This window comes from Streptomyces solitudinis (genome assembly GCF_036323765.1).
Classification (GTDB): Bacteria; Actinomycetota; Actinomycetes; order Streptomycetales; family Streptomycetaceae; genus Streptomyces.
In genome coordinates this window covers 625,180-647,855 of record NZ_JAZDCW010000002.1, presented here as the reverse complement: position 1 = coordinate 647,855, position 22,676 = coordinate 625,180, and the positions used below count along the sequence as shown (strand labels likewise).

Sequence of the window (22,676 nt, the reverse complement as noted above, 5' to 3'; positions counted from 1 at the left end):
TCTCGCGTGCTGACGGCCGCCGGTCAGGCCGTGTGCTGCAGTGAGCGCGCCACGGCCCGGCGGTCGATCTTGCCGTTGCCGTTCAGCGGCAGGGCGCTGAGGCGTTCGACGGTGAGCGGCACCAGATAGGGGGGCAGCTTCTCCCGCAGGACCTCGCGCACGCTGCCGCTCTCCGCCGCGCCGGTGTAGGCCGCCCTCAGTTCGAGCTGGTCGCGCGGGTCGGGCAGGGCCACGACGATGGCGTCGCGGACGTCGGGGTGGGCGCGCAGCGCGGCTTCGATCTCGCCGAGTTCCACCCGGTACCCGTGCACCTTCACCTGGTCGTCCACGCGGCCCAGGTGGACGAGCGCGCCCTCCTCCCGGCGCACCCGGTCACCGGTGCGGTAGTACCAGTCCTCGGGCACCTCGCCCGCCCCGCCGTCCGTCCCGCCGCCGGACCGGTGCGCCGGCCCGCCCTGCGGGTCCGCCGCGACGAAGCGGTCCGCGTTGTCGGCGGCGCGCAGGTACCCGGGGAAGCGCTGCGGGCCGCGCACCGCCAGTTCCCCCTCGTCCGCGTGCCGCATCCGCGCGTCGAGGACGACGGCGTCGTGACCGGCGTGGACCTCGCCGATGGGCACGGTGCCGTTGCTCGTCCGCGGCCAGTGCTCCGGCCGGGCCGGTAGCCGGTAGCCGGTGATGGTGACGGTCAGCTCGGTGGGCCCGTACAGGTTGTCGATCGTGCTGCGGGGCGCTGCCGCGTGCCACGCCCGCGCCTGGTCGAGCGTCAGCGGCTCCCCGGCGAACAGGCTCTGGCGCAGGTCCGGCATCGCGTCCGGCCGCAGCCGGCGCAGCCGTCCGGCCAGCGAGACGAGCGAGGGCACCGAGAACCAGTGGGTGATCCGCTGCTCCGTCACGAAACCGACGGGGTCCAGGAGCGCGTCGCGGCCGGGCACGACGACGGTGGCCCCCGAGGACCAGCCGACGAACAGGTCGAAGACCGACGGGTCGAAGGTGAGGTCGAAGGTCTGCGACACCCGGCTGCCGGGGCCGGGCCGGTAGCGGGCGGCGACGTCCGCCAGGTAGGCGTCGGCGTTGCGGTGCCGCACGGGGACGCCCTTGGGCGCACCGGTCGAGCCGGAGGTGAACAGCAGGTAGGCGAAGGCGTCGGGGTCCGCCGTGTGGGGCGGGAGGTCCTCCGGCGCGGCGGCGCGGGCCAGCCCGCCGCTGCCGAACCGCAGGACGGGGACGTCGCCGGGGAGCTCGGCGGACGCCTCCTCGTCCGCGACGGCGACGTCGAGCCCGGCCGCCCGGGCGACGAGTTCCCGGCGCTGCCGCGGCCAGGCCGCGTTCAGCGGGACGGCGGTGCCGCCCAGGCGCTGGACGGCCAGGTAGGCCGCGTAGCTGGTGACGGTGCGGTCGGCGATCACGCCGACCCGGCGGGCGGGGGAGGGGGCGGTGTGCAGCGCCCGGGCGACGTGTCCGGCGGCCGCCCGCACCTGCTCGTAGGTCAGCCGGTGCCCTCCGGTCTCCAGGGCGGTGCGGTCGCCGTGGGCGGCGGCGGAAGTGGCGAAGCGGGTCCACAGGGTTCGGGTGGGGGCCATCGTGATCCTCGGTTCGGGGCGCGTCAGGCTCGGGTCGGGTTCCGCGTCGCCGGTCACAGGGACAGCGGCGTGCGCACGCCGTAGCCGTACTCGGCCAGCACGGACCGTGCGGCGGCGGTGGCCTCGGCCAGGGTGTGCAGCGCGTTGTCCACCAGCGCGGTGCGGGGACGGCCGCGGCGCGCCGAACCCGCCGCGAAGCGCAGCGTCTTCGGCAGGTCCGCCCAGCACGCGTCGGCGTGCCGCACGGCCCTCAGCGGCGCGGCCGGGCTGTCCAGGTTCCGTTCGCCGACGAGCGCGCGGTACTGGAAGCGGTGGTGCCGCGCGGCGGCCCACAGGTCCTCCAGCACGGCCGGTTCACCGGTCCCGGCGAAGGCGTCGTGCAGCATCGCGGCGATGTCCGCGAACACCTGCTCGGGGGCGTCGATGACGTCGTGGTCGTCGGGCCGGGGCCCCTCCGCCTCCTCCCGCACCAGCCACTGGTGGGTGCCGCGCGGCGGCAGCGGCAGCGGGCTGCCGAAGGCGAGGGCCGTGCGCCGGCGCTGGGTGAGGGAGAACCGGTCGTCGGTGGTCAGGGCGGCCGACAGGGCGTGCTCGCTGATCCAGCCGGTGAACGGCTGCTGCTCGTGGCCGTTGGGGAAGAGTCCGGCGAAGGGGTCGCTGACGTGCCAGCCGCCGTCCCGGTGCCCGGTGACCAGCAGGAAGTGGGGCGCGTCCCGCTGCCCCGGAGCGGCCCACGGCAGGTGGGCCGCGTTGCCGGCCACCAGGACGCGGCCGCGGGCGCGCAGTTCGCGGTCGATGCCCGCCAGCGCGTCGTCCCGGCTGGGGGTGCCCCGGTAGCGCAGGGCGCCGCCGCCGGGCAGGCGGTCCAGGCCCGGGGCGTGGTGGGAGAAGGCCAGCGCCCCGTGCGCCGGCCGGAGCGCCAGGCGTACCGACTGGGCGACGCGGCGGGGGGCGTGGACGTCCTCGGGGGTGAGGTAGCCGAGGACGGCGCTGGTGTAGCAGCTCAGCGAACCGGTGAGGGGCGCGTGCGTCATGAGGGCTCCTGTTCTCGGTGCTGGGGGGAGGCGTACGCCACGGCCAGGGCGTGGCGCGGTCCGGCGGTCAGCCGTTCCCACGTGATCCCCCGCCAGGACCCGGTGGGGGCGTACGGGTCGACGGGAATGCGCCAGGGGGCGGCGGCGAGCCCGCGGCCGAAGACCTTCACGCTGGCCTCCTGCGCCGTCCACACCCGGGCGAGCAGCGCGGCGCGGCGTGCGGGGGCCGTGGCACGCAGCGCCGTCGCCGTGGCAGGGGGGCAGCACCGGCGCAGCAGGGCCTCGCTGGCCGTGGTCACCGTCTGGATGTCGACGCCGACCGGGCGGGGGCCCAGCGCGGCGGCCACCCGGCCCCCGCTGTGCGAGATGCTGACGAAGGTGCCGGGCAGGCCGGGCAGCCACGGCTGGCCACTGGGGCGGACCGCCACCGCCGCGTCGAGGGCGGCCGCGGCGGTGCGCAGCAGGTGGCGCAGGAGGGACCGGCCCGCCAGGTACTCGCGGGCCCGCCAGCCGGGCATCCCCGCCGTCGCCGGGACGTCCCTGCGGTCGAGGTGCCGCAGGGCGCCGTCGAAGTCGGCCGTGGCGACGTGCAGGCGGGGCCGGGGTTCGAGGACGCGCGTCATGGCCGGGGGCCGAGGAGCGCGTCGGCGTGGTCGGCGATGAGGTCGTACAGCAGGTGGGTCGTGCCCCCGGCGGTGCCGAACATGGCCACCTCCGCACGTGCTTCCTGCAACCCGTCCCGGAGGAACGCCTCGGCTCCCGAGAAGCGCGCGCAGGTGTCCAGGACCTGTTCCAGGGTGCGGGCGCCGGTGGCCTTCAGCACGGCGGTGAGCGCGCTGACGGGAGGCGTCGCGGGCCCGGCGGGGGCGCAGCACCGCTCGCACAGGGCCTGGAGCTGCTGCTGCCCGGTGAGGGCCTCGGCCAGCTGGTGCCGGACGACGGGGTGCTGCTCCTGCGGGGCGCCCCCGACGGTACGGCTGCGCAGGAGCCGCCTGGTCTCGGTGAGGGTGCGGCGGGCCAGGGCGTTGGCCCACAGGCCGCTGGCGAGGCGTTCGGTGCTGATGCGGCGGGAGAAGGCGGCGAGTCCGCGGCCCGTGCCGCCCAGACGGTGCGTGGTGGGCAGCCGGACCCGGTCGAAGTACAGGCTGCCCAGGCCGGAGCCGTCGAACATCCGGGTACCGGTGGCCTCGCGCCGTACACCGGGGAGGTCGAGCGGGACCAGCAGGAGGGTGAAGCTGGTGAAGTGGCCGCCGTCCCGGTGCCTGGCCAGGACGAGGGCGTGGTCGGCGTGCAGGGCGTTCACGATCCAGCGTTTCCCGCCCTGCAGGAGCAGGCCCCCGGCGTCCTCGTCGACGCGTGTCTCCAGGTTGGCCAGGTCCGAACCGGCCGTCTCGGAGTCGGTCGCGGCGACGGCGAGGACGGCACGGCCCTTTCTGGCGCGGGCACCGAGCGCGGCGGCGGTCTCGTTCCCGCGGACGTCGTGCAGCAGCGGCAGGGCCCCCGCCGCCTGGACGCAGACGCTCAGCGTGACGCCCGTGCCGTGCACGGCGTCGGCCTTGCTGAGCAGCGCCTCCAGGGCGTGCGGGTCCAGGCCGTAGCGGGGATCGCGCCGGGACGGCTCGTAGAGGTCCTCCAGGTCCCCGGCGGCCCCGAGGGCCGCCCAGACCGCGCGGGCGCCGGGCGGGCCCTGGGCGGTGCCGACGGGCGGAGCGGCGGTGGCGGTGCTGCTAGGCAAGGGTCACCTCCCGGTCCAGCAGGGCGAGCGTTCCGTTGGCGGTACGCAGCCGGTCGTTGCCGTAGTTCAGGGACGCCGACCGCAGGTCGCGCCAGGCCCGCTCCAGCTCCAGCGGCGCGTCCCGCAGGTAGCCCTGCCCGAGGCCGGCCAGTTCGACGAGTTCGTCGACGGCCGCCAGGCACTCCTCGGACGCGGTGAGCTTGAGCGTGTTGAGCAGGCTCTGCACGGGGGCCGCCGAGCGGTCGCGGGAGGGATCGCTGTGGACGTCCGCGGCGTGCTGGAGGAGCGCGTGGACGGTCTCCAGCCGCTGCCGGGCGCGTCCGAGCCGGGTGAGGAGCAGCTCTCCGCTCAGGTCGCGGCGCCGCCGCTGGGCCGGGCTGCGCAGCCATTCCACGGTGCGGGCCAGGGCGCCCGCCGCGGTGCCCAGCCAGCAGGCGGACCAGCCCAGGTGGGCCAGGGGCGCGAACGTCTCCACGGTGATCGTCCGGAAGGCGCCGTGCTCCCCGACCACGTGGTGGGCGGGCACGTCGCCGCGCAGGCGCATGGGCACGCTGTGGGTGGCGCGCATCCCCACCGGGTTCCAGCCCCCGGTGACCTCCGCCTCCAGCCGCGCGCGCTCGGCGTACACCAGGGACACCTGGTGGGGTGAGGTGGCGCCGGGCGCCTGGGTGGTGACGAGGAAGGCGTCGGCGTGGGCGCCGCCGGTGACCACGGGCGCGGTGCGGTCCAGCCGCAGGGTGTCCGCGTGCGCGTCCAGGGCCGATTCGGAGGTGAGCAGGTGGCCGCCCTTGCCGCTCTCGGTGGTGACGGAGGCGAGGTACACCTCCCCCCGGGCGATGCCCGGCAGGACCTCGTCGCGCAGCGCCTCGGAGCCGTGGTCCACGAGGGCCGCCACCTGCTGGCAGTGCATGGCGAAGATCATTCCCACCGACATGCACGTGCGGGACAGCGTCGCGGAGACCTCGAGCATGTCCTTCAGGCTGCCGCCCGCACCGCCGTACCCGGTGGGGACGAGGAGACCGAGCAGGCCGCTGGTGCGCAGTTCCGCGAGCGCCTGGGCGGGGAACTCGGCGTGCTCGTCGGTGTGGCGCGCGTGTTCGCGCACGGTCTCGGTCAGGCGGGCCAGGCGGTCCGGGCCGAAGGGCGGACCGGCGGCCGGCGTGCGGCGCGCCGGGGAAGCGGTGGTGGTCATGGGGGCCGCCCTCATACCTTCAGGCCGCGGGACTGTGCCTGGTCGATGGCCTGCCGCAGGCTTTGGGGGGACGCGAACGTGGCGTCGGTGAGCTGGTCGTCGTCCAGGCTGACGCCGTAGACGTCCTCGATGTCGAAGAGCAGGTCGATGGCCTGCATGGACGTCAGCCCCAGGTCGTGCAGGGGGGCGTCGTCCTCCAGGGGCCGGTCGGCGGGCAGGTAGCGCAGGTGGGGGCGGAGCAGTGCGTCGAGCTGGGAGTCCATGAGGACCTCCTTCGGGTCGGTACCGGGTGTGCGGCGTGGTGACGGGCCGTCAGGCTGCTGCGGGCAGGGTGCGGCGCCGGGTCTCCAGCCGGGTCGTCGAGACGTGCGCGTCCCCGTCGCGGACGACCTCCAGCGGCAGCGGGTGTCCGAGGAAGAGGACGAGGCTGGCCTGGAGTCCGTAGGCGCCCACGTTGGGGACGGCGAGCAGGTCCCCGGGCCCGGCGGGCAGGGCGGGGGCGGAGCGGGCCCAGGTGTCCAGGGGCGTGCACAGCGGACCGCAGACCATGACCGGAGCGGCGTCCCCGGCGTCCGGGGCGTTCCCGGCGTCCGGGGCGTCCGGGGAGGGGTCCGGTGCGGGGTGCACCTGCTGGGTCTGCGGCCGGATGGGCGGGACGCGCCGCAGCCCGGACATGCCGCCCAGGTGGTGGATGCCGCTGTCGAGCACCAGGACGCGCTGTCCGTGTGAGGACTTGGCGTCCAGGACGCGGGTGTAGAGGGTGCCGCAGGTGGCCGCCAGGTAGCGGCCCGATTCGAAGGCGAGGAGGGGGTCCCCTTCACGCCACTGGGGAAACGTTTCGTCCAGGCGTGCGGCCAGCCGGCCGGCGAGGGCGGGGAAGTGCGGCAGCTCACCGGCGCGCGCGTAGGGGGCGCCGAAACCGCCGCCCAGGTCCAGCACGCGCAGCGGCACCCCCATGGCGTCCTGGAGCCGCCGGGCGGTGGCGAGGGCCACGTCGAACTGTTCCAGGAGCGCGTCCTCGTCCGAGAGGTTGGTCGCCAGGTACAGGTGCAGCCCGTCGAAGTCGAGGTGGTCGTGGCCGGTGAACGCTTCCGGGGCGGCCTCGACGCCCGCGCGGTCCGCGCCGAACGGCGAGCTGACCCCGGTCATGGCCAGCCCCGCCCCCGGCGCGGGCAGGTCGGTGTTGACCCGCAGCAGGAAGCGGGCCGTCGTGCCGTGGCGCGCGGCGGCGTCGTCGAGCTGCCGCGCGGCCCGCGCGGAGTCCAGGGAGAAGTGGCGGACACCGGCCGTGAACGCCGTGTCCAGGTCGCGGTCGCTCTTGCCCGGCCCCGAGTAGAGGACGTCCCCCGGCGGGACACCGGCGTCCAGCGCAGCCTGGACCTCGCCGACGGAGCTGACCTCCGCCCGGCACCCGCCGGCGTGGAGCGCGCCGACGATCCGCGGGTGCGGATTGGCCTTGAGCGAGTAGTAGATGCGGCTCGGCTGCGGGAGGGCGGACCGCAGCCGGTCCAGGGACGCGCGGACTTCGGCGAGGTCGTAGACGTAGGCCGGGGTGGGGCCGGCGTAGGGGGAGGGGGAGGGGGCGGCGGCGTCAGGCACGGAGGTCCTCCTCCAGCATCGCGGCGAGCTTCTTCTTGTCCGTCTTGCCGTTGGCGTTGGTGGGCAGCCGGTCCAGCGCGTGGCAGCGGGGCGGGACCTTGTACCGCTCGACCCGCTGCCCGAGCTGGGCGGCCGTCTCCTGCGGCGCCGCGGTGCCGGTGGTCACGAGCACGGCCGGACGCCCCGGCGCGGGCACGAGGACGGCGGCCTCGTCGACGCCGGGCAGGGCCCGTGCGGCTGCCTCCACCTCCACGGAGCTGACCCGGAAGCCGTCCTGCTTGTACACGTCGTCCCGCCGCCCCTGGAAGTACACGTAGCCGTCGGTGCCGACCACTCCGTAGTCACCGGTGCGCAGTTCGGGGAAGAGCCCGTCGCGTGCGACGAAGCGCCGCGCCGTCAGCTCCGGACGGCGCCAGTAGCCGCTCATCACGTGCGGTCCCCGCACGGTGAGCTCTCCGTGGCTCCCCGGGGGCAGCCGCCGGCCGTCCTCGTCCACGGTGAAGACCTCCGTGCCGTCCAGCGGCCGTCCGACGGCGTCCGGCCGGAGACGGTCCTCGTCCGGTTCCATGATCGAGACTCGTTTGCACTCGGTGAGGCCGAACATGAGCTGCACGGCAAGGCCCGGCAGCAGCCGGCGCAGGCCCGAGAGCGTCTCCCTTGGCGTGGCGGCCCCGGTGTTGGTCATCAGCCGCAGCCTGACCCGTTCCGCTTCCTGCGGCCGGCGGCTCAGCAGGCTCAGCAGGCCCGCGGACAGCGGCGGGACGGCGGGGAAGACCGTGGCCCGGTGGCGTACGAGGTTGGCCAGCAGCCGCGGCCCTGCCTCGGCGGGCGAGGCGAGGACGACGTGGGCCTTCGCCGCCGCGGCGAGGAAGAGCTGGTAGAGGCCGTAGTCGAAGGACAGGGGCAGGGCGCTGAAGACGGTGTCCCGCTCGTCGTAGCGCAGGCGGCGGCCGATCGCCCGGGTGGCGAACAGGGCCTGGGCGTGGGTGGAGACGACGGCCTTGGGCAGGGCCGTCGTGCCGGAGGTGTAGATCAGGCACAGCGGGTCGACCGGGAGCACCGAGCCGGACGGCGGGCCGTCGGCACCGGCCCCGCCGGGCCCGGGATCGTCCGGGTCCGGGGCGGGCACGTCCTCGGCACGTGCCACGGCGCGGGCGTCGGGGTCGGTGGTCAGGAACAGGCGCGGTTCGCAGTCGGTGAGCACGTGCCGCAGCACCTCGCCGCGCACCTCGTCGTGGATGACGGAGAAGACGGCGCCGATGCGGGACGCGGCGTAGAGGCAGGCGGGCCGGGCGGCCGCGACGCTGCTGGTGAGCAGGACGCGGTCGCCGCGGCCGAGTCCCCGGGCGGCCAGCCGTGCGGCCCAGGCACCGGCCTCGGCCCGCAGTTCGGCGTAGGTGAGCGTGGTGCCGCCGGTGGTGACCGCCGGGCGGTCGTCGGCCGGTGAGGGGGCGATGAGGTCGTGGAGGCGGTCCGTCACGGCGTCCGCACCTTTCCCGCCCGCTGGGCACGTGTGAGTGCGGCGATCAGCCGGTCGGCGTTGCGGAGGTTGTCGGCGGTCAGGTCGTCCGGCGGGACGGTGACGTCGAAACGCTCCTCCAGCGTCTCGACGATGTCGACCATGCGGAACGAGCTGAAGCCGGGGTACTGGTCCAGTCGGGGCTGCCTGACGATGTCCTCCGACCGCTCGCCCAGGATGCGGGCGATGTGGTCGACGGCAACCGTGCGCAGGGGTTCGGACAAGGCGAGACCTTCCGAGGGGGGTGACACGAGGGGGGTGACACGAGGGGGCACGAGGGGGCACCTGCGCCGCCGGGACGGGGCAGGGCGGTGAACGGGGGCGTTGGAGGGCGGGGGCGGCCGGGTCAGCGGGCCGCGGCGAGGGACCGGGCGTGGTCCGCGTCCCCGGACAGCAGGGCCGCCAGCCGCTCGTAGAGGTCGCTGGGGGCGTCACGGCCCCGGCGGACGCGGCGCGCGGCGAGGTAGCAGTGTCCGGCGAACGCCGCCCAGTCATCGGCGTGCGCGGAGAAACGGGACGCGCTGTCCGGATGCGTGACGGCGAGCCAGTGCCCGTGCAGCCGGCGGGAGCGGGCCAGCAGCCACGTCTCCAGGACGAGCGCCTCGACGGCCTCACGCTGGTTGTCGTGGTCCCGGTAGGCGGCGACGTAGCGCGGCACGGCGTCGTCCCGCGCGGCTGCCAGGTGCCGGGCGTTGTCGGCCAGCGCACTCTCCACGGCCTCGGCGCGCACCGGGACGGTTCGGGACTGTCCGAAACGCAGCGCGGTGCCGCGGAGTTCGCGCTGGAACCGGTCGCGGTCGAACTCCCAGGCGCCGGGGCGGGCGTTCCCGTACGGGGTGTCGTTGTGGTAGGCGTCCACCACGTGGACCCGGTCCGGGGCGGTCACGGTCATCAGGAAGCTGTGTTCGAGGTGCTCGTGGCCGTGGTAGGGCGTCCACGGAAGCGTGAAAGCGTCGGCCAGCACGTAGTGGGTTCCGCCGGATTCCCCGGCCAGCTCCCACGCCTGGGTCACCGGGGTGGCGCGGTCCGTCCCGCGCACGTCGACGCCGGCCATCGTCCGCGCCACGGCCAGGTGTTCGCCGTGCGGCGGCTCCACGGTGGGCAGCGCGTCCCCCGGGAAGCGGGGCGCGAAGCGCAGCGGGGCGCCCAGGTTCAGCGCGACCGGCTCGCCGTGGTGGTGCTCGGAGAGCACGGCCAGGTTCACCTGCACGCAGTCCATGGCGGCTGCTTTGAGGTGCGGCGGTGCCCCGGGGACGTCCGTCCGTGTCATGGTGCCTCCTCGCCGGGACATCAGGCGGCGGAGGCGTGGTCGGCGGGCGGCGGGTAGGCCCCGTTCTCGTCGTGCACCTCGGTTCCGGTGACGGCGGGAGTGAACACGCAGATGAAACGCATCTCGGTGTGCGCGCTGAGCGTGTGGCGGTCGTGCTGGTCCAGCACGTACACGGTGCCGTCCCGCAGGGGGTGCGTCCGCCCGGTGGCGTGGTCTTCGATCTCCCCCTCACCGGAGACGCAGTACACCGATTCGACGTGGTGCAGGTACTCCAGCGTGTACCGCGCCCCGGCCTTGGCGATGGTGTCGTGCAGGGAGTAGCCCAGCTTGTCCGCCGCCAGCAGCAGGCGCCTGCTGTGCCACTGCTCGCTGTCGATGTCCTGGTGCGTACCGGCGATGTCCTGCAGGGACCTGACGATCACGCGGGTGCCTCCTGTTCGTGGGTCCGGCTGGTCGTGCTGCCGGCGCGGGTCATGGCCTGCCGCAGGTCGCCGACGCGGTGGAGGTGCGCGAGCGCGTCGTCGGGGATGGTGATCTGGAAGACCTCCTCCACGCGTTCCAGCAGTTCGACGAGCCGGGCCGAGTCCATGGCCAGGTCCTCCTCGAAGGAGATTTCGTCCGCGAGGGCGGAATCCGCGGTACTCCGTCCTGCGTGTTCGAGAATGAGGGCGTTCAGGCCGGTGTCACGGTGTGTCATGCGACCTCCTCGTGCGCATGGCTGAAAGGGCCGACGCGGTACAGAATTTCGTCCGGGTGATCGCTCCCGAAGTCCGCCGAGTCGAAAAGGACGTTCCGGAGGACCGGGGCGCTGAGCGACGTGGCCCATTTGTTGATCATCATGATGACCGCCCGGTTTCCGGGATTCACCGTCGTTTCGAGGTGCGTCACTCCCGCCGCGCTGGTGCGCCGTGCCAGGTACGAGAACATGGCGGTCGGCAGTCCGGGGACGCGGTCTTCCGGGTCCGTGGCCGTCTGCCAGGCGAACAGGACGTTCTCCTCTGCGGGGCGCCGGTACGCGCTCACGAAACCGATGACGCTGCCGTTCTCCCGCTGGGCCACCACCGAGGTGTCGGAGAAGTCCCGGCACCACATGAGGTAGCTGTACACGCTGTTCGTGTCGAGCACCGGGGATTCGGCGACGAGAGTGTGCATGGCCCGCGCGTCCTCCACCGTGGGCCGGCGCAGTGTTATTCCGTCTTTCCATTCGGACACGTGAATACCTCACCGGATGGCTGTTCGGCTGGTCCATTACATGGTCACCAGCGCATCAGTGCGCGTCAAATGGCCTATCACGTTCGGATAAACACCCCACGGCTGAGTACCCATGCGGAATGGGCCCATGTCACATGCGCTCGTCAACGACCGGAAACGCGGGAGCCGATAAGTGGTCTTCCTGCGCGAAAAGCAGAAATACCAACAAGGCGTATCTGTCAGGTAAAAAGGTGCATCAGGTGCATTCGGCCAGCGCCTGGGGCAGAGCGTGTGATCTGCATCACAGGGGGAGGGGGTCCGTTTTCGGCCCCCGCCACCCTCCGTGGCGGCGGCACCAGGGGCTCCGGCTGGCCGGAAGTGGGGGGTGGTGCGCTCGGCGCACGGTGGCGGGGCGGGCGGTCGTGACAGGTGGAGATTCAGTCTTTAGGGTGCGTGAATATGGATATGCAGAGCACCGTCGTGGTCGGCCCCTCGCACGTCACCGCGCAGGACGTCCTCGCCGTCGCCCGGGACGGCGCCCGGGTGGAGCTGTCGGCCGAGGCGCTGACGCGGGCGGGGGAGGCCCGCCGCTTCATCGACGACCTGGCCGCGCGACCCGAACCGGTCTACGGCGTCTCCACCGGCTTCGGGGCCCTCGCCGTCCGTCACATCAGCCCGGAGCTGCGCGCCCGGCTCCAGCGCAACATCGTCCGCTCGCACGCCGCCGGCAGCGGTCCGCGCGTGGAGCGGGAGGTCGTGCGGGCGCTGATGTTCCTGCGGCTGAAGACCGTCGCCTCCGGGCACACCGGCGTGCGTCCCGAGGTGCTGCGGACGATGGCCGACGTGCTCAACGCGGGCATCACCCCCGTCGTCCACGAGTACGGCTCCCTGGGCTGCTCCGGAGACCTCGCCCCGCTCTCGCACTGCGCGCTCACCCTGCTCGGCGAGGGGGACGCCGAGGGCCCCGACGGGCGGGTGCGGCCCGCCGGGGAACTGCTGGCGGAACACGGCATCGCCCCCGTCGAGCTGCGCGAGAAGGAGGGACTCGCGCTGCTCAACGGCACCGACGGCATGCTCGGCATGCTGGTGATGGCCTCGGCCGATCTCGCCCGGCTGTTCACCAGCGCCGACATCACCGCGGCCCTCACCCTGGAGGCGCTGCTCGGCACCGACCGCGTCCTGGCCCCCGACCTGCACGCCGTCCGGCCGCACCCGGGGCAGGCCGCCAGCGCGGCCAACATGCTCAAGGTGCTGGACGGCTCGGGGCTGACCGGCCACCACCTGGACGACGCCCCCCGGGTGCAGGACGCCTACTCGGTGCGCTGCGCACCGCAGGTGGCCGGGGCCGGACGGGACACCCTCGCGCACGCCCGCCTCGTCGCGGACCGGGAGCTCGCGGCGGCCGTGGACAACCCGGTGGTGCTGGCGGACGGCCGGGTGGAGTCCAACGGCAACTTCCACGGCGCCCCGGTCGCGTACGTGCTGGACTTCCTGGCGATCGCCGCCGCCGACCTGGCCTCCATCGCCGAGCGCCGCACCGACCGGCTGCTCGACCGCAACCGCTCGCACGGCCTGCCGCCCTTCCTGGCCGAGGACGCCGGGGTCGACTCCGGGCTGATGATCGCCCAGTACACGCAGGCGGCCCTCGTCAGCGAGCTGAAGCGGCTGGCCGTCCCGGCGTCGGCCGACTCGATCCCGTCCTCCGCGATGCAGGAGGACCACGTCTCGATGGGCTGGTCGGCCGCGCGCAAACTGCGCACGGCGGTGGACAACCTGACGCGGGTCGTCGCCATCGAGCTGTACGCCGCCACCCGGGCGCTGGAGCTGCGCGCGGCCGACGGGCCCGCCCCGGCGCCCGCGAGCCGCGCCGTGGTGGCCGCCGCCCGCGCGGCCGGGGTCGGCGGCCCGGGGCCCGACCGGTTCCTGGCGCCGGACATCGCGGCGGCCGAGGAGTTCGTCCGGGGCGGCGGCCTCGTCACGGCGGCCGAGGCCGTCACCGGTCCGCTGGCCTGAGCCGCGGCCCCGCCCGCGCCGACCGCGGGCGGGGCCGACGGCGCGGGCTTCGGGCGGCGCGGGCCCCGGACGGCCGTCGGGCCGGGGCCGGGGCCGTCGGGCCGGGCCGTTCCGGCGGGGTCAGGCGGTGGGGCGGGAGCGCCGCACCGAGCGGGCCACCAGGCCCGTGCCCGCCACGAGGAAGGCCACGCCCCCGGTGAGGTAGGGCACGGTGTCGAAGCCGCCGGTGTCCGCCAGGAGCGGGCCGGAGCCGTCCGCCCGCGCGGTCACCGCCGCCGGGTCCGCCGGGGAGTGCGCGGAGTGCCCGGGGCCCGCTGCCGCCACGGGGGCGGGGGCGGGCGGCGAAGGGGCGCGCTCCGCCTCGTCGGTGGCGTTGGCGGAGGGGACGAACCACAGCGCGCAGAGCAGTCCGCCCGCGACGGCGGAGGTGACCAGCGGTCGGCGGTGCGCGGCCACGCGCGGCCCCTTTCTCGTCCCTGCCGCACCGGCGGAACGCCCGTGCGGTAGGAGATGGTAGCCACGGCGGCGGGTCGCGGGGAACCCCGGACCCACCCGGCGCTTACGCTCCGTCGCATGAGCGCACACGCCACTCCGCACTACGTCCGTCTCCAGGTGGAACTGGTCCTGGAGGTCGCCGACCCCGACGGCCTCGGGCGGGCGGCGGCCGAGCACGTCGCGGCGGACGAGTTCATGCCCGACGAGGAGCGCCGCGACGCCACGGCCGCCGTGCGCGCCGACACCGCCGAGGCCATCGCCTACCTGGTGGACCCCATCGACATGGTGAGCGCGCTGCCGGGGGTGGAGCTGGCGCAGGCGTCCTGGAGCAGCGAGCGGGCGGACTACGACCCCGAGTCGGACCTGTGGCAGCTCGACGCGTTCACCGCCGACGCCGCGGGCGACGGCGACGACAGCGGTGGCGACAGCGGTGGCGACAGCGGCGACGGTGAAAGCGGCGGCGCGGCCGTCACCCCCGTGCGCTGACCCGGCCCGTACCCCGCGCGGTCCCCTTACGGCAACGCGCGTTTCGTATCAGGCTCGTACCGAAGCCCGGGGCCACTGGACCGCACGGCGTGTCGTGCCCCACAGTTTCCTTCAGGGTGGAACGCGCCTCAGCTCCCTTGCGTTCTCGTACGTGCGGAGGTGACGTCATTGCCCGGATTTGCGGGCGTGCCCGTCACCCGGCGTCACCTGGGGAGTCGAGGGCTCGGAGCGATGGAGATGCGTGTGAAAACGGCCAGCAAGCACCGCAGGGGATTCGCGGTGGCGGCTGCGGTTCTCAGTGGTTCCCTCGTGCTCGGTGCGTGCAGCGGCGAGGACGACGGTGGCGGCGAAGGACCGGGAAAGAGCGAACCCAGTGCCTCGTCCTCCGCAGCCCCGGGGGCCGAGAAGGCCGCGGCCTCCGCCGCGAAGATATCCATCACGCCGGAGAACGGCGCGGAGAACACGGGCATCAACAGCGACACCGCCGTCAGCGTCCAGGGCGGCAAGCTGACCGAGGTCACCATGACGGCCACCGCGAGCGGCACGGCCGTCGAGGGCGAGATATCCGCCGACAGGACCTCCTGGAAGCCCAGCGGCCAGTTGGAGCGGGCCACCGAGTACCGCGTCGTGGCCGCCGCCGAGGACGGCGCGGGGCTCAAGACCACCGAGAACTCCACGTTCACCACCGTCTCCCCCGAGAGCAGCTTCATCGGGTACTTCACGCCCGAGGACGGCACGACGGTCGGCGTGGGCATGCCCGTCTCGCTGAACTTCGACAAGCCGGTGGAGAACAAGCGCGAGGTGCAGGCCGCGATCGAGGTCAACACCACCAGCGGCCAGGAGGTCGTCGGGCACTGGTTCGGCGACAAGCGGCTCGACTTCCGCCCGCGGGACTACTGGAAGTCCGGAGCCCGCGTGGACGTCAAGCTCGGCCTCGACGGCGTCGAGGCGTCCAACGGCGTCACCGGTGTGCAGGACAAGAGCTTCAGCTTCACCATCGGCCGCTCCCAGATCAGCACGGTCGACGCCGAGGCGCACGAGATGAAGGTCGTCCGCGACGGTGAGACGGTCAAGACCTTCCCGATCTCCGCCGGTGCCGAGGAGACCCCGACCTACAACGGTCAGATGGTGATCTCCGAGAAGCACAAGGAGACCCGGATGAACGGCGCCACGGTCGGCTTCACCGACGACGACGGCGAGGGCGAGTACGACATCCCCGACGTGCCGCACGCCATGCGCCTGTCCACCTCCGGCACCTTCATCCACGGCAACTACTGGGGCGCCCCCTTCGGCTCCGGCAACACCAGCCACGGCTGCGTGGGCCTCAGGGACGTGCAGGGCGCCGACGACAAGAGCACCGACGGCTACTGGTTCTACGACAACTCGCTGATCGGCGACGTCGTGATCGTGAAGAACTCCCCGGACCGGGAGATCGCCCCGGACAACGGCCTCAACGGCTGGAACATGCCCTGGGACGAGTGGAAGGCCGGATCGGCCCTCTGACGTCCGCACGCCGCACCCACGGCGAGGCCCCCGGTGACCGGCTGTCCGGTCCCGGGGGCCTCGCCGTGGGGGAGCGCGGCCCTCAGGCCGCGACCTTCTGGAACTCCCGCAGGAACGCCTCGCAGAACGCCTCCAGGTCGTCCGGCTTGCGGCTGCTGATGAGCACGTTCGGGCCGCCCTCGCAGCGGACCACCTGCTCGTCCACCCACTCCGCACCCGCGTTGCGCAGGTCGGTGCGCAGACTCGGCCACGACGTGATCCGGCGGCCCCGCACCACGTCGGCCTCGATCAGCGACCACGGCCCGTGGCAGATCACCGCCACCGGCTTCCCGCCCTCGACGAAGCGGTTGATGAACGACACCGCCTGCTCGTCCATCCGCAGCGCGTCCGGGTTGGCCACACCGCCCGGCAGCACCAGGCCGTCGTAGTCCTCGACGGTCGCCCGGCCGACCTCCTGGTCGACCGGGAAGGTGTCGGCCGCCTCCAGGTGGTTGTACGCCTGCACCTCGCCGCCCTCGGGCGCCAGGAGCTGCGGGGTGCCGCCCGCGTCGGCGACGGCCTTCCACGGCTCGGTCAGCTCGACCTGCTCGATCCCTTCCTGTGCGACAAGAAACGCCACACGCACGTCCTTCACGTCCTTCCGATCTTCGCTGGCAGGGGAACAGTGCACGGGTGCCCGTCCGGCCTGGGGCTATGCCCCGGTTTCAGGGGAATGCCGGGCGGCCGTCCGGACCCGGTGGGCGGCCGGTTCACCGACCGGTACCGCCCGTGCGCGGGATGTGCTTGGGTGGACGGTCCGGATCGCTTGGGGAGGCGCCGGGCACCTGGGGAGGGGCGGATGCGGAAGCACCGGATGAGGGCATGGCTGTGCGTACTGCTGGTGGGGGCGACGGTGGCCGTCGGGTACGGCTGGATACCGGACGGGACGCTCCCGCTGCCCGGCGCCACGGCGGACGCGAGAACGGACGGCGCCGGGACGGACGGCGCGGAGGCGGGTGACGCCGGGACGGACGGCGCCGGGGCGGGTGAAGCGGAAACGGACGGCGCCCGGGCGGACGGCCCGGCCGTGGCGCGCGGCGAGCGCCCCCGGCCCGAGCCGGAGCCGCCCCGGCAGGAGCCCCTCGCGGAGCAGGTCAAGGAGGCCGACGGCTCCCCGGCCCCCAAGGACGCCCGTCCGGTGCGGGACGCCGGCAGCGCGGAACCCGCCGCCCGCGACCGGCGCCCCGCCCGCGTCCTGTACCTGGGCGATTCGCTCGCCGTGGAGACGCGGGACGAGGTGGGCCGCCGCGTCCGGCACCTGGACGGCACGGCGTACCGGGGCGAGCCCTACCCGGGCACCCTCCCGTGCGACTACCTGGAGGACCGCGGCGCGCGGTCGCCCGTCCCCGAGCGGCACAAGGCGGCGGCCCTGGTGCGCTCCTTCCGCCCGACCGTCGTCGTGCTCCAGTTCTGGGGCCGCCCCGCGGGCCGCACGCCCTGCGCGGACGGCGTCGAGGCCGGAACGCCCGCCTACTACGCCCGCTACACCGCCGACACCGAGGCGCTGACCGGCCAGATCGCCTCCGCCGCGCGCCGCGCCGGACTCGCGGCCCCGGCGGTCATGTGGGTGCTCCAGGGGCCCGACGCCACAGCGCCGGACCGGGTCCGCCGCGTCAACGGCATCTACCAGACCCTCGCCCCGCGCACCGGCGACCTGCTCGCCGACGCGGGCCGTGCCGTCAGCCGTCCCGGCGCCCGCTACACGTGGACCCGGCACCTGCCCTGCAACCAGGAGGAACGCGCCGACGGCCACTGTGAGGACGGCCGTGCCACGCTGCACCGCGCGGACGACCCCCTGCACTTCTGCCTCGCGCCGGCCGCGGACACCCCGCGGCCCTGCCCCCGCCCCTCACCCGGCGTCAGCCGCTACGCCGCCGCCATCACCGCTGCCGTCTCCACCGCCCTCGCCGCACACGCGGCCTCCTGACACCCGCCGCGGCACGGCCCCGGACGGGGGCGCGGACGAGGCGCGGACGGAGGCGCGCGAGCGGGCCGGGGGGCGGGGCCGGACGGGGGCACTGCCCCGGCGTGCGCCACACGACGCGGTCCGGGCGTGTGCCACGCGACGCGTCCGGGGCGGGAGCCACGCGACGCGGCCTAGCATGACGGGCATGGCCGAGACACCCGCTGACGTACGGATACCCCACGCAGGCCCGCCCCGGCGGCGGAACCCGCCGCTGTGGGCCGTCGTGGTGGCCGCGTGCGCGGGCCAGTTCCTCGTCGTCCTCGACGTCTCCGTCGTCAACGTCGCGCTGCCCGCCATGCGCGAGGACCTGGGCATGAGCCCGTCCGGCCTCCAGTGGGTCGTCAACGCCTACACCATCACCTTCGCCGGTTTCATGCTGCTCGGCGGCCGGGCCGGTGACCTCCTCGGCCGCAAGCGCACCTTCCTGACCGGCCTCGGCCTGTTCACGGCGGCCAGCCTCGCGGGCGGCCTCGCCCAGGAGTCCTGGCAGCTGCTGGTCGCCCGCGCGGCGCAGGGCGTGGGCGCTGCCGTCCTGTCCCCCTCCACGCTGACCCTGCTCACGGTCACCGTCGCGGAGGGCCCGGCACGCAACCGGGCCATCGGCACCTGGATGGCCGTGGGCGCGGGCGGCGGCGCGGCGGGCGCCCTCATCGGCGGCGTCCTCACCGACCTGCTGTCCTGGCGCTGGGTCCTGCTGGTCAACGTGCCGATCGGCGTGCTGGTGCTCGCCGCCGCCTCCGTCTGGCTGGTGGAGAGCCGCGCGGAGGAACGGCGGCGCCTGGACGTGCCCGGGGCGGTGCTCGTCACCGCCGGGCTCGCCTCGCTCGCCTACGGGATCGTGCAGACGGAGTCCGCCGGCTGGACGTCCGCCGCCGCGCTGGTCCCGCTCGGCGCCGGACTCGTCCTGCTGGCGGCCTTCGTGGCGGTCGAGGCCAGGACCCGGGCGCCGCTCATGCCGCTGCGGCTCCTGCGCCTGCCGTCGGTGTGGGCGGCCAACACCGCCATGTTCGCCTCCGGCGCGGCGATGTTCTGCTCCTGGTACTTCCTGTCCCTCTACATGCAGAACGTGCTCGACTTCGCGCCCATCGAGGCCGGGCTCGGCTTCATACCGCTCTCCCTGACGATCGTCCTCGCCTCCAAGCTCGCGCCGCGCCTGATGGCCTGGGCGGGCGCGCGGAACCTCGCGGTGGCCGGTGCGCTGGTCTCGGCGGGCGGCTACCTGTGGCAGAGCGCCATGGACGCCGACGGCACCTACCTGGGGACGGTCCTCGGGCCGGGCCTCACGATGATGCTGGGCGCGGGTCTGGCGGCCACCCCGCTGGCCGCGATCGCCACCTCCGGCGCCCCGGCGGCGGACGCGGGCATCGTCTCCGGGCTGGTCAACACCGCCCGCGTCATGGGCGGTTCCGTCGGCCTCGCCGCGCTCTCCACCCTGGCGGCCGCCCGCACGGCGGGCGGGGAGAGCGCCGAGGCCCTCGCCTCCGGCTACGGCTTCGCCTTCCAGGCTGGGGCGGTGGTGCTGGCCGCCAACGCGCTCCTCATTCGGCTCGCCCTCCCCTCCGCCCGGCGCCCCGCCCCCGGCAGCACGACCGGGTGACCGCGGCCGGGCCCCGGAGCGGGGCATTGGTTCAGACCTCTTGACGGAAGGTCTGGACCTTTCTACGGTGAGCTGCGTCACACCTGCCCTCCCGGCCACCCAGGGGCCGGGAGGACGGATGCGGCGCGGCGCGAGCGGGCCCGTGCGGCCACGCCACCGGTCGCCCCGGCGAGCCGTCCGGACACCGCGCCCTTCCGCGACCACGTCCCCAGCGCACCACGTCCCCGAGCCGCACCGGCGAGCCGCCCGGCGCCTCCGCCCCCCCACGAGGCCGCGCCGCCGCGTGCCCCGCGCCCGTGGTGCGGCCCGTCCGAAGGGAGCACAGCATGATCGGCCGGAAGTTACGCCTGCTGGGCGCCAGCCTCGCGCTGGCGTGCGTCACACAGGCACTCGGCGCCTCGGCGGCCCACGCCGCGCCCCAGGACGCCACCTGCGCGGTCAAGCCGAAACCCCAGGGCAAGGTGCTCCAGGGCTACTGGGAGAACTGGGACGGCGCGGCCAACGGCGTCCACCCGCCCTTCGGCTGGACACCCATCACCGACAGCCGCATCCGCCAGCACGGCTACAACGTGCTCAACGCCGCCTTCCCGGTGATCCGCTCCGACGGCACCGTCCTGTGGGAGGACGGCATGGACCGCACGGTGCGGGTCCCGAGCCCCGCCGAGATGTGCGAGGCCAAGGCGGCGGGCCAGACGATCCTGATGTCCATCGGCGGCGCCACCGCAGGCATCGACCTCAGCTCCCGTGCCGTCGCCGACCGCTTCGTCGAGACGATCGTGCCGATCCTGAAGACGTACAACTTCGACGGCATCGACATCGACATCGAGACAGGCCTCGTCGGCAGCGGCGACATCAGGCGGCTGTCGCCCTCGCAGGCCAACCTGATCCACATCATCGACGGCGTCCTCGCCCGGATGCCGTCGGACTTCGGGCTCACGATGGCCCCCGAGACCGCCTACGTCACCGGCGGCAGCGTGGTCTACGGCTCCATCTGGGGCGCGTACCTCCCCGTCATCAAGAAGTACGCGGACAACGGCCGCCTGTGGTGGCTGAACATGCAGTACTACAACGGCAGCATGTACGGCTGCTCCGGCGACTCCTACCCGGCCGGCACCGTCCGCGGGTTCACGGCGCAGACGGACTGCCTGAACGACGGACTCGTGATCCAGGGCACCACGATCACCGTCCCCTACGCCCAGCAGGTCCCGGGCCTGCCCGCCCAGCCCGGCGCGGGCGGCGGGCACATGGCGCCGAACCTCGTCGCCCGGGCGTGGAACGCCTACGACGGCGCGCTGAAGGGCCTGATGACGTGGTCCGTGAACTGGGACGGCTCCCGGGGCTGGACCTTCGGCGACAACGCCAAGGCCCTCCAGCGCCGCTGAACAGCCCCGGCGCCACCGCCCGGTCCGGCGTTCCCCTCCCGGCGCCTGACCGGCGGGAGCGCCGGTGAGCGGCCGGGCGTCTAGACGAAGCCGTTGAGGCCCCACCACTCGCCGTCGGTCCGCTGACCCGCCGCCAGCGAGCCGTCGCCCCGGCCCCGGCAGGTGACCAGCCAGCCCCAGTGCCCCGCGCCGCCCCCGATCACGTACCACTCGTCGGTCACCGTGGCCAGGTCAGGACGCCCGTCACCGGAGAAGTCGCCGACCGACATGAGATCCGACCTGGCGTTCCAGCCGCCCGAAGCGATCAGCTTCCGCGCACCGACCCGGCCGGCGGAGGTGCCCGGGCAGAACCACAGCCTGCCCGTGGACGCCTCACGGGCGTACAGGTCGGGACGGGCGTCGCCGTTCACGTCACCCATCCCGCCCGAAGGCCACCTCAGCATCAGCCGGGACGGGGTTTCGTCGTGCCGTGCGGTGAGTGCGTCAGTTGTCGGTGACGAGCCGGCTGGTGTACCCGGCGGCCCGGAGCCGTCCGTAGGCGGTGCGGACGTCGTCGGGTACGGGCATGCCGATCATGAATCCCTTGCGGGGGTATACCAGGAGCCGTTGCAAGGCGCCGACGAGCATGCTGAGGACCCGTTCGGTGTCCTTGATGGTGTCGAGGTACTCGGTGAAGCTCATCGGTGTGGACGCGCAGACGAACTCCACGCCGGGCCACAGCCTCCGGGCCGTGGCGTAGGCCCGCCGTTCCTCGTACGGCTTGGTCACCAGGAGCACCGAGTCCACCGGCACGTCCGCCTCGCGCAGCACGTGCCGCGAGAAGACGATGTTCTCCCCGGTGTTCCGCGCCCGCGTCTCGACCAGCACGACGTCCTGCGGCACCCCGGACGCCAGTGCCCGCTCCCGGTAGTGCACGGCCTCGCCCCGCGGCATCGACGCCCGGGTGGTCGGGCTGTTGGCACCGGTGAAGACGATGAGCGGCACCAACCCGCGCCGGTACAGCGCGACGGCAGTGTCCGCGACTCCCAGGTCGTGGCTCCTGCGTCGTACAGGACGCGGAAACCCCCGCACCGGCCGGCGGGTCCCGGCGTCGCGTCGACCAGTCGTGTCCCTTCCACGTGTGCGGGGAGGTAGTAGCTGGTCAGCGTGTGCGTGGGCTGGTCGCCGTCCTTGACGAGCCGGGCTCGCGCGTCACCGTCTGCTTCTGCTCGTCCCGTCGGTACGCCCGCCCGGACGCCAGGCGGCCCACGGCGCCCGGCCGGGCCTGCGCTCATGTCTTGGCTCCGGCCGGGGCGTGACCCGGCCGTGTGCCGCCGGGGCGGACGGCGGCACACGGCGGACGTCAGCCCGACCGTACCCGCGGGGCGGGCCGGTCAGGGGTGCGGGGAGTGCCGGTCAGCCTTCCGCGCGGACGACGCCGACGGGGCAGGAGACGCCCGTGCCGCCGATGCCGCAGTAGCCGGTGGGGTTCTTGTCCAGGTACTGCTGGTGGTAGCCCTCGGCGGGGTAGAACGGGCGGCCGTCGGCGGGGAGGATCTCGGTGGTGATGTCGCTGTAGCCGGAGGCGGCCAGGAGGCGCTGGTAGGCGTCGCGGGAGGCTTCGGCCTCCTCCTGCTGGGCGGTGGAGTGGGTGTAGACGGCCGAGCGGTACTGGGTGCCGACGTCGTTGCCCTGGCGGAAGCCCTGCGTCGGGTCGTGGGACTCCCAGAACAGCTTCAGAAGGCGCCCGTAGCTCACCTTGGCCGGGTCGAAGACGACGCGGACGGCCTCGGTGTGGCCGGTCATGCCGGAGCAGGTCTCCTCGTAGCTGGGGTTCGGGGTGTGGCCGCCCTGGTAGCCGACGAGGGTGGTCCAGACGCCGTCCTGCTGCCAGAAGATCCGCTCGGCGCCCCAGAAGCAGCCGAGGCCGAAGTCGGCGGTCTCCAGGTGCTCCGGGTAGGGGCCGAGGAGCGGGGTGCCGAGGACGGTGTGGCGTTCGGGGACGGAGTAGGCCGGTTCGGCGCGGCCCCGGAGGGCGTCCTCGGGGGAGGGGAGGGGGTTCCTGCGGTGGGTGAACATCGTCGGGCTCCTGGAAG

At 74.2% G+C, this 22,676-nt stretch carries 23 protein-coding genes and 2 pseudogenes; 6 read left to right on the top strand and 19 right to left on the bottom strand.

Going from position 1 to position 22,676, the window contains the following annotated elements:
* Window positions 1–23: 23 nt before the first annotated feature.
* From V1J52_RS06585 to ectA, 13 genes are all read right to left on the bottom strand, one after another.
* On the bottom strand, window positions 24–1,580 hold the full coding sequence (locus tag V1J52_RS06585) for an amino acid adenylation domain-containing protein (protein ID WP_330138642.1): 1,557 nt from the start codon (window positions 1,578–1,580) through the stop codon (window positions 24–26).
* A gap of 53 nt (window positions 1,581–1,633) precedes the next feature.
* Window positions 1,634–2,614 (bottom strand): hypothetical protein, encoded by a 981-nt coding sequence (locus tag V1J52_RS06580; protein ID WP_330138641.1) that lies wholly within the window; start codon window positions 2,612–2,614, stop codon window positions 1,634–1,636.
* Entirely contained in the window at window positions 2,611–3,237 is a 627-nt protein-coding gene (locus tag V1J52_RS06575) for a 4'-phosphopantetheinyl transferase family protein (protein ID WP_330138640.1), read from the bottom strand. The genes V1J52_RS06580 and V1J52_RS06575 overlap by 4 nt, the downstream gene beginning before the upstream one ends.
* The gene (locus V1J52_RS06570; RefSeq protein WP_330138639.1) at window positions 3,234–4,349 is read right to left on the bottom strand and encodes an acyl-CoA dehydrogenase family protein; all 1,116 of its coding nucleotides are present in this window, start codon (window positions 4,347–4,349) and stop codon (window positions 3,234–3,236) included. The genes V1J52_RS06575 and V1J52_RS06570 overlap by 4 nt, the downstream gene beginning before the upstream one ends.
* Window positions 4,342–5,541, bottom strand: a complete 1,200-nt coding sequence (locus V1J52_RS06565) for an acyl-CoA dehydrogenase family protein (protein ID WP_330138638.1) — start codon at window positions 5,539–5,541, stop codon at window positions 4,342–4,344. The genes V1J52_RS06570 and V1J52_RS06565 overlap by 8 nt, the downstream gene beginning before the upstream one ends.
* 11 nt (window positions 5,542–5,552) lie before the next feature.
* The gene (locus tag V1J52_RS06560) at window positions 5,553–5,804 is read right to left on the bottom strand and encodes a phosphopantetheine-binding protein (RefSeq protein ID WP_330138637.1); all 252 of its coding nucleotides are present in this window, start codon (window positions 5,802–5,804) and stop codon (window positions 5,553–5,555) included.
* A 49-nt stretch (window positions 5,805–5,853) separates the two neighbouring features.
* Window positions 5,854–7,140 carry an alanine racemase gene (locus V1J52_RS06555; protein WP_330138636.1) on the bottom strand — a complete coding sequence of 429 codons (1,287 nt, stop codon included), beginning with the start codon at window positions 7,138–7,140 and terminating at the stop codon, window positions 5,854–5,856.
* A complete protein-coding gene (locus V1J52_RS06550) occupies window positions 7,133–8,620 on the bottom strand; it encodes a class I adenylate-forming enzyme family protein (protein ID WP_330138635.1) in 1,488 nt (495 codons plus the stop codon). Before V1J52_RS06550 ends, V1J52_RS06555 begins: the two co-directional genes overlap by 8 nt.
* Entirely contained in the window at window positions 8,617–8,883 is a 267-nt protein-coding gene (locus V1J52_RS06545) for an acyl carrier protein (protein WP_330138634.1), read from the bottom strand. Before V1J52_RS06545 ends, V1J52_RS06550 begins: the two co-directional genes overlap by 4 nt.
* A gap of 122 nt (window positions 8,884–9,005) precedes the next feature.
* On the bottom strand, window positions 9,006–9,929 hold the full coding sequence (locus tag V1J52_RS06540) for a hypothetical protein (RefSeq protein ID WP_330138633.1): 924 nt from the start codon (window positions 9,927–9,929) through the stop codon (window positions 9,006–9,008).
* Window positions 9,930–9,949: 20 nt separating this feature from the next.
* On the bottom strand, window positions 9,950–10,351 hold the full coding sequence (locus V1J52_RS06535; protein ID WP_330138632.1) for an ectoine synthase: 402 nt from the start codon (window positions 10,349–10,351) through the stop codon (window positions 9,950–9,952).
* The gene (locus V1J52_RS06530) at window positions 10,348–10,626 is read right to left on the bottom strand and encodes a phosphopantetheine-binding protein (protein WP_330138631.1); all 279 of its coding nucleotides are present in this window, start codon (window positions 10,624–10,626) and stop codon (window positions 10,348–10,350) included. Before V1J52_RS06530 ends, V1J52_RS06535 begins: the two co-directional genes overlap by 4 nt.
* Window positions 10,623–11,141: a diaminobutyrate acetyltransferase gene (gene ectA, locus V1J52_RS06525; protein ID WP_330138630.1), complete on the bottom strand. Its 519-nt coding sequence runs from the start codon at window positions 11,139–11,141 to the stop codon at window positions 10,623–10,625. The genes V1J52_RS06530 and ectA overlap by 4 nt, the downstream gene beginning before the upstream one ends.
* Window positions 11,142–11,579: 438 nt before the next feature.
* Between ectA and hutH the strand changes: the two genes are divergently transcribed.
* A complete protein-coding gene (gene hutH, locus V1J52_RS06520; protein ID WP_330138629.1) occupies window positions 11,580–13,133 on the top strand; it encodes a histidine ammonia-lyase in 1,554 nt (517 codons plus the stop codon).
* A 120-nt stretch (window positions 13,134–13,253) separates the two neighbouring features.
* Here the strand turns inward: hutH and V1J52_RS06515 are convergent, their stop codons facing one another.
* Window positions 13,254–13,589 carry a hypothetical protein gene (locus tag V1J52_RS06515; protein ID WP_330138628.1) on the bottom strand — a complete coding sequence of 112 codons (336 nt, stop codon included), beginning with the start codon at window positions 13,587–13,589 and terminating at the stop codon, window positions 13,254–13,256.
* A gap of 117 nt (window positions 13,590–13,706) precedes the next feature.
* Here V1J52_RS06515 and V1J52_RS06510 point away from each other — a divergent pair, with 117 nt between their 5' ends.
* Both V1J52_RS06510 and V1J52_RS06505 read left to right on the top strand, forming a co-directional pair.
* Window positions 13,707–14,114: a hypothetical protein gene (locus V1J52_RS06510; protein WP_330138627.1), complete on the top strand. Its 408-nt coding sequence runs from the start codon at window positions 13,707–13,709 to the stop codon at window positions 14,112–14,114.
* Between the two features lie 231 nt (window positions 14,115–14,345).
* A complete protein-coding gene (locus V1J52_RS06505; protein WP_330138626.1) occupies window positions 14,346–15,617 on the top strand; it encodes a L,D-transpeptidase in 1,272 nt (423 codons plus the stop codon).
* 82 nt (window positions 15,618–15,699) lie between these two features.
* On the opposite strand, the gene V1J52_RS06500 is transcribed toward V1J52_RS06505, so the two are convergent.
* On the bottom strand, window positions 15,700–16,242 hold the full coding sequence (locus V1J52_RS06500) for a type 1 glutamine amidotransferase domain-containing protein (protein WP_330138625.1): 543 nt from the start codon (window positions 16,240–16,242) through the stop codon (window positions 15,700–15,702).
* A gap of 228 nt (window positions 16,243–16,470) precedes the next feature.
* Between V1J52_RS06500 and V1J52_RS06495 the strand changes: the two genes are divergently transcribed.
* The 3 genes from V1J52_RS06495 to V1J52_RS06485 all read left to right on the top strand — a co-directional run bounded on the left by V1J52_RS06495 (window position 16,471) and on the right by V1J52_RS06485 (window position 20,601).
* A complete protein-coding gene (locus V1J52_RS06495; protein ID WP_330138624.1) occupies window positions 16,471–17,583 on the top strand; it encodes an SGNH/GDSL hydrolase family protein in 1,113 nt (370 codons plus the stop codon).
* A 175-nt stretch (window positions 17,584–17,758) separates the two neighbouring features.
* The gene (locus V1J52_RS06490; RefSeq protein WP_330138623.1) at window positions 17,759–19,219 is read left to right on the top strand and encodes an MFS transporter; all 1,461 of its coding nucleotides are present in this window, start codon (window positions 17,759–17,761) and stop codon (window positions 19,217–19,219) included.
* 326 nt (window positions 19,220–19,545) lie between these two features.
* The gene (locus tag V1J52_RS06485; RefSeq protein ID WP_330138622.1) at window positions 19,546–20,601 is read left to right on the top strand and encodes a chitinase; all 1,056 of its coding nucleotides are present in this window, start codon (window positions 19,546–19,548) and stop codon (window positions 20,599–20,601) included.
* Window positions 20,602–20,681: 80 nt separating this feature from the next.
* On the opposite strand, the gene V1J52_RS06480 is transcribed toward V1J52_RS06485, so the two are convergent.
* The 4 genes and pseudogenes from V1J52_RS06480 to msrA form a co-directional block, all read right to left on the bottom strand.
* Window positions 20,682–21,020, bottom strand: a complete 339-nt coding sequence (locus V1J52_RS06480) for an FG-GAP repeat domain-containing protein (RefSeq protein ID WP_330138621.1) — start codon at window positions 21,018–21,020, stop codon at window positions 20,682–20,684.
* A 64-nt stretch (window positions 21,021–21,084) separates the two neighbouring features.
* Window positions 21,085–21,639 (bottom strand): annotated as a pseudogene (locus tag V1J52_RS06475) (YdcF family protein); the annotation flags it as partial.
* Window positions 21,639–21,844, bottom strand: a pseudogene (locus V1J52_RS06470) (GntR family transcriptional regulator); the annotation flags it as partial. The pseudogenes V1J52_RS06470 and V1J52_RS06475, both read right to left, overlap by 1 nt.
* 152 nt (window positions 21,845–21,996) lie before the next feature.
* Window positions 21,997–22,659 (bottom strand): peptide-methionine (S)-S-oxide reductase MsrA, encoded by a 663-nt coding sequence (gene msrA, locus V1J52_RS06465; RefSeq protein WP_330138620.1) that lies wholly within the window; start codon window positions 22,657–22,659, stop codon window positions 21,997–21,999.
* Between the last annotated feature and the right edge of the window lie 17 nt (window positions 22,660–22,676).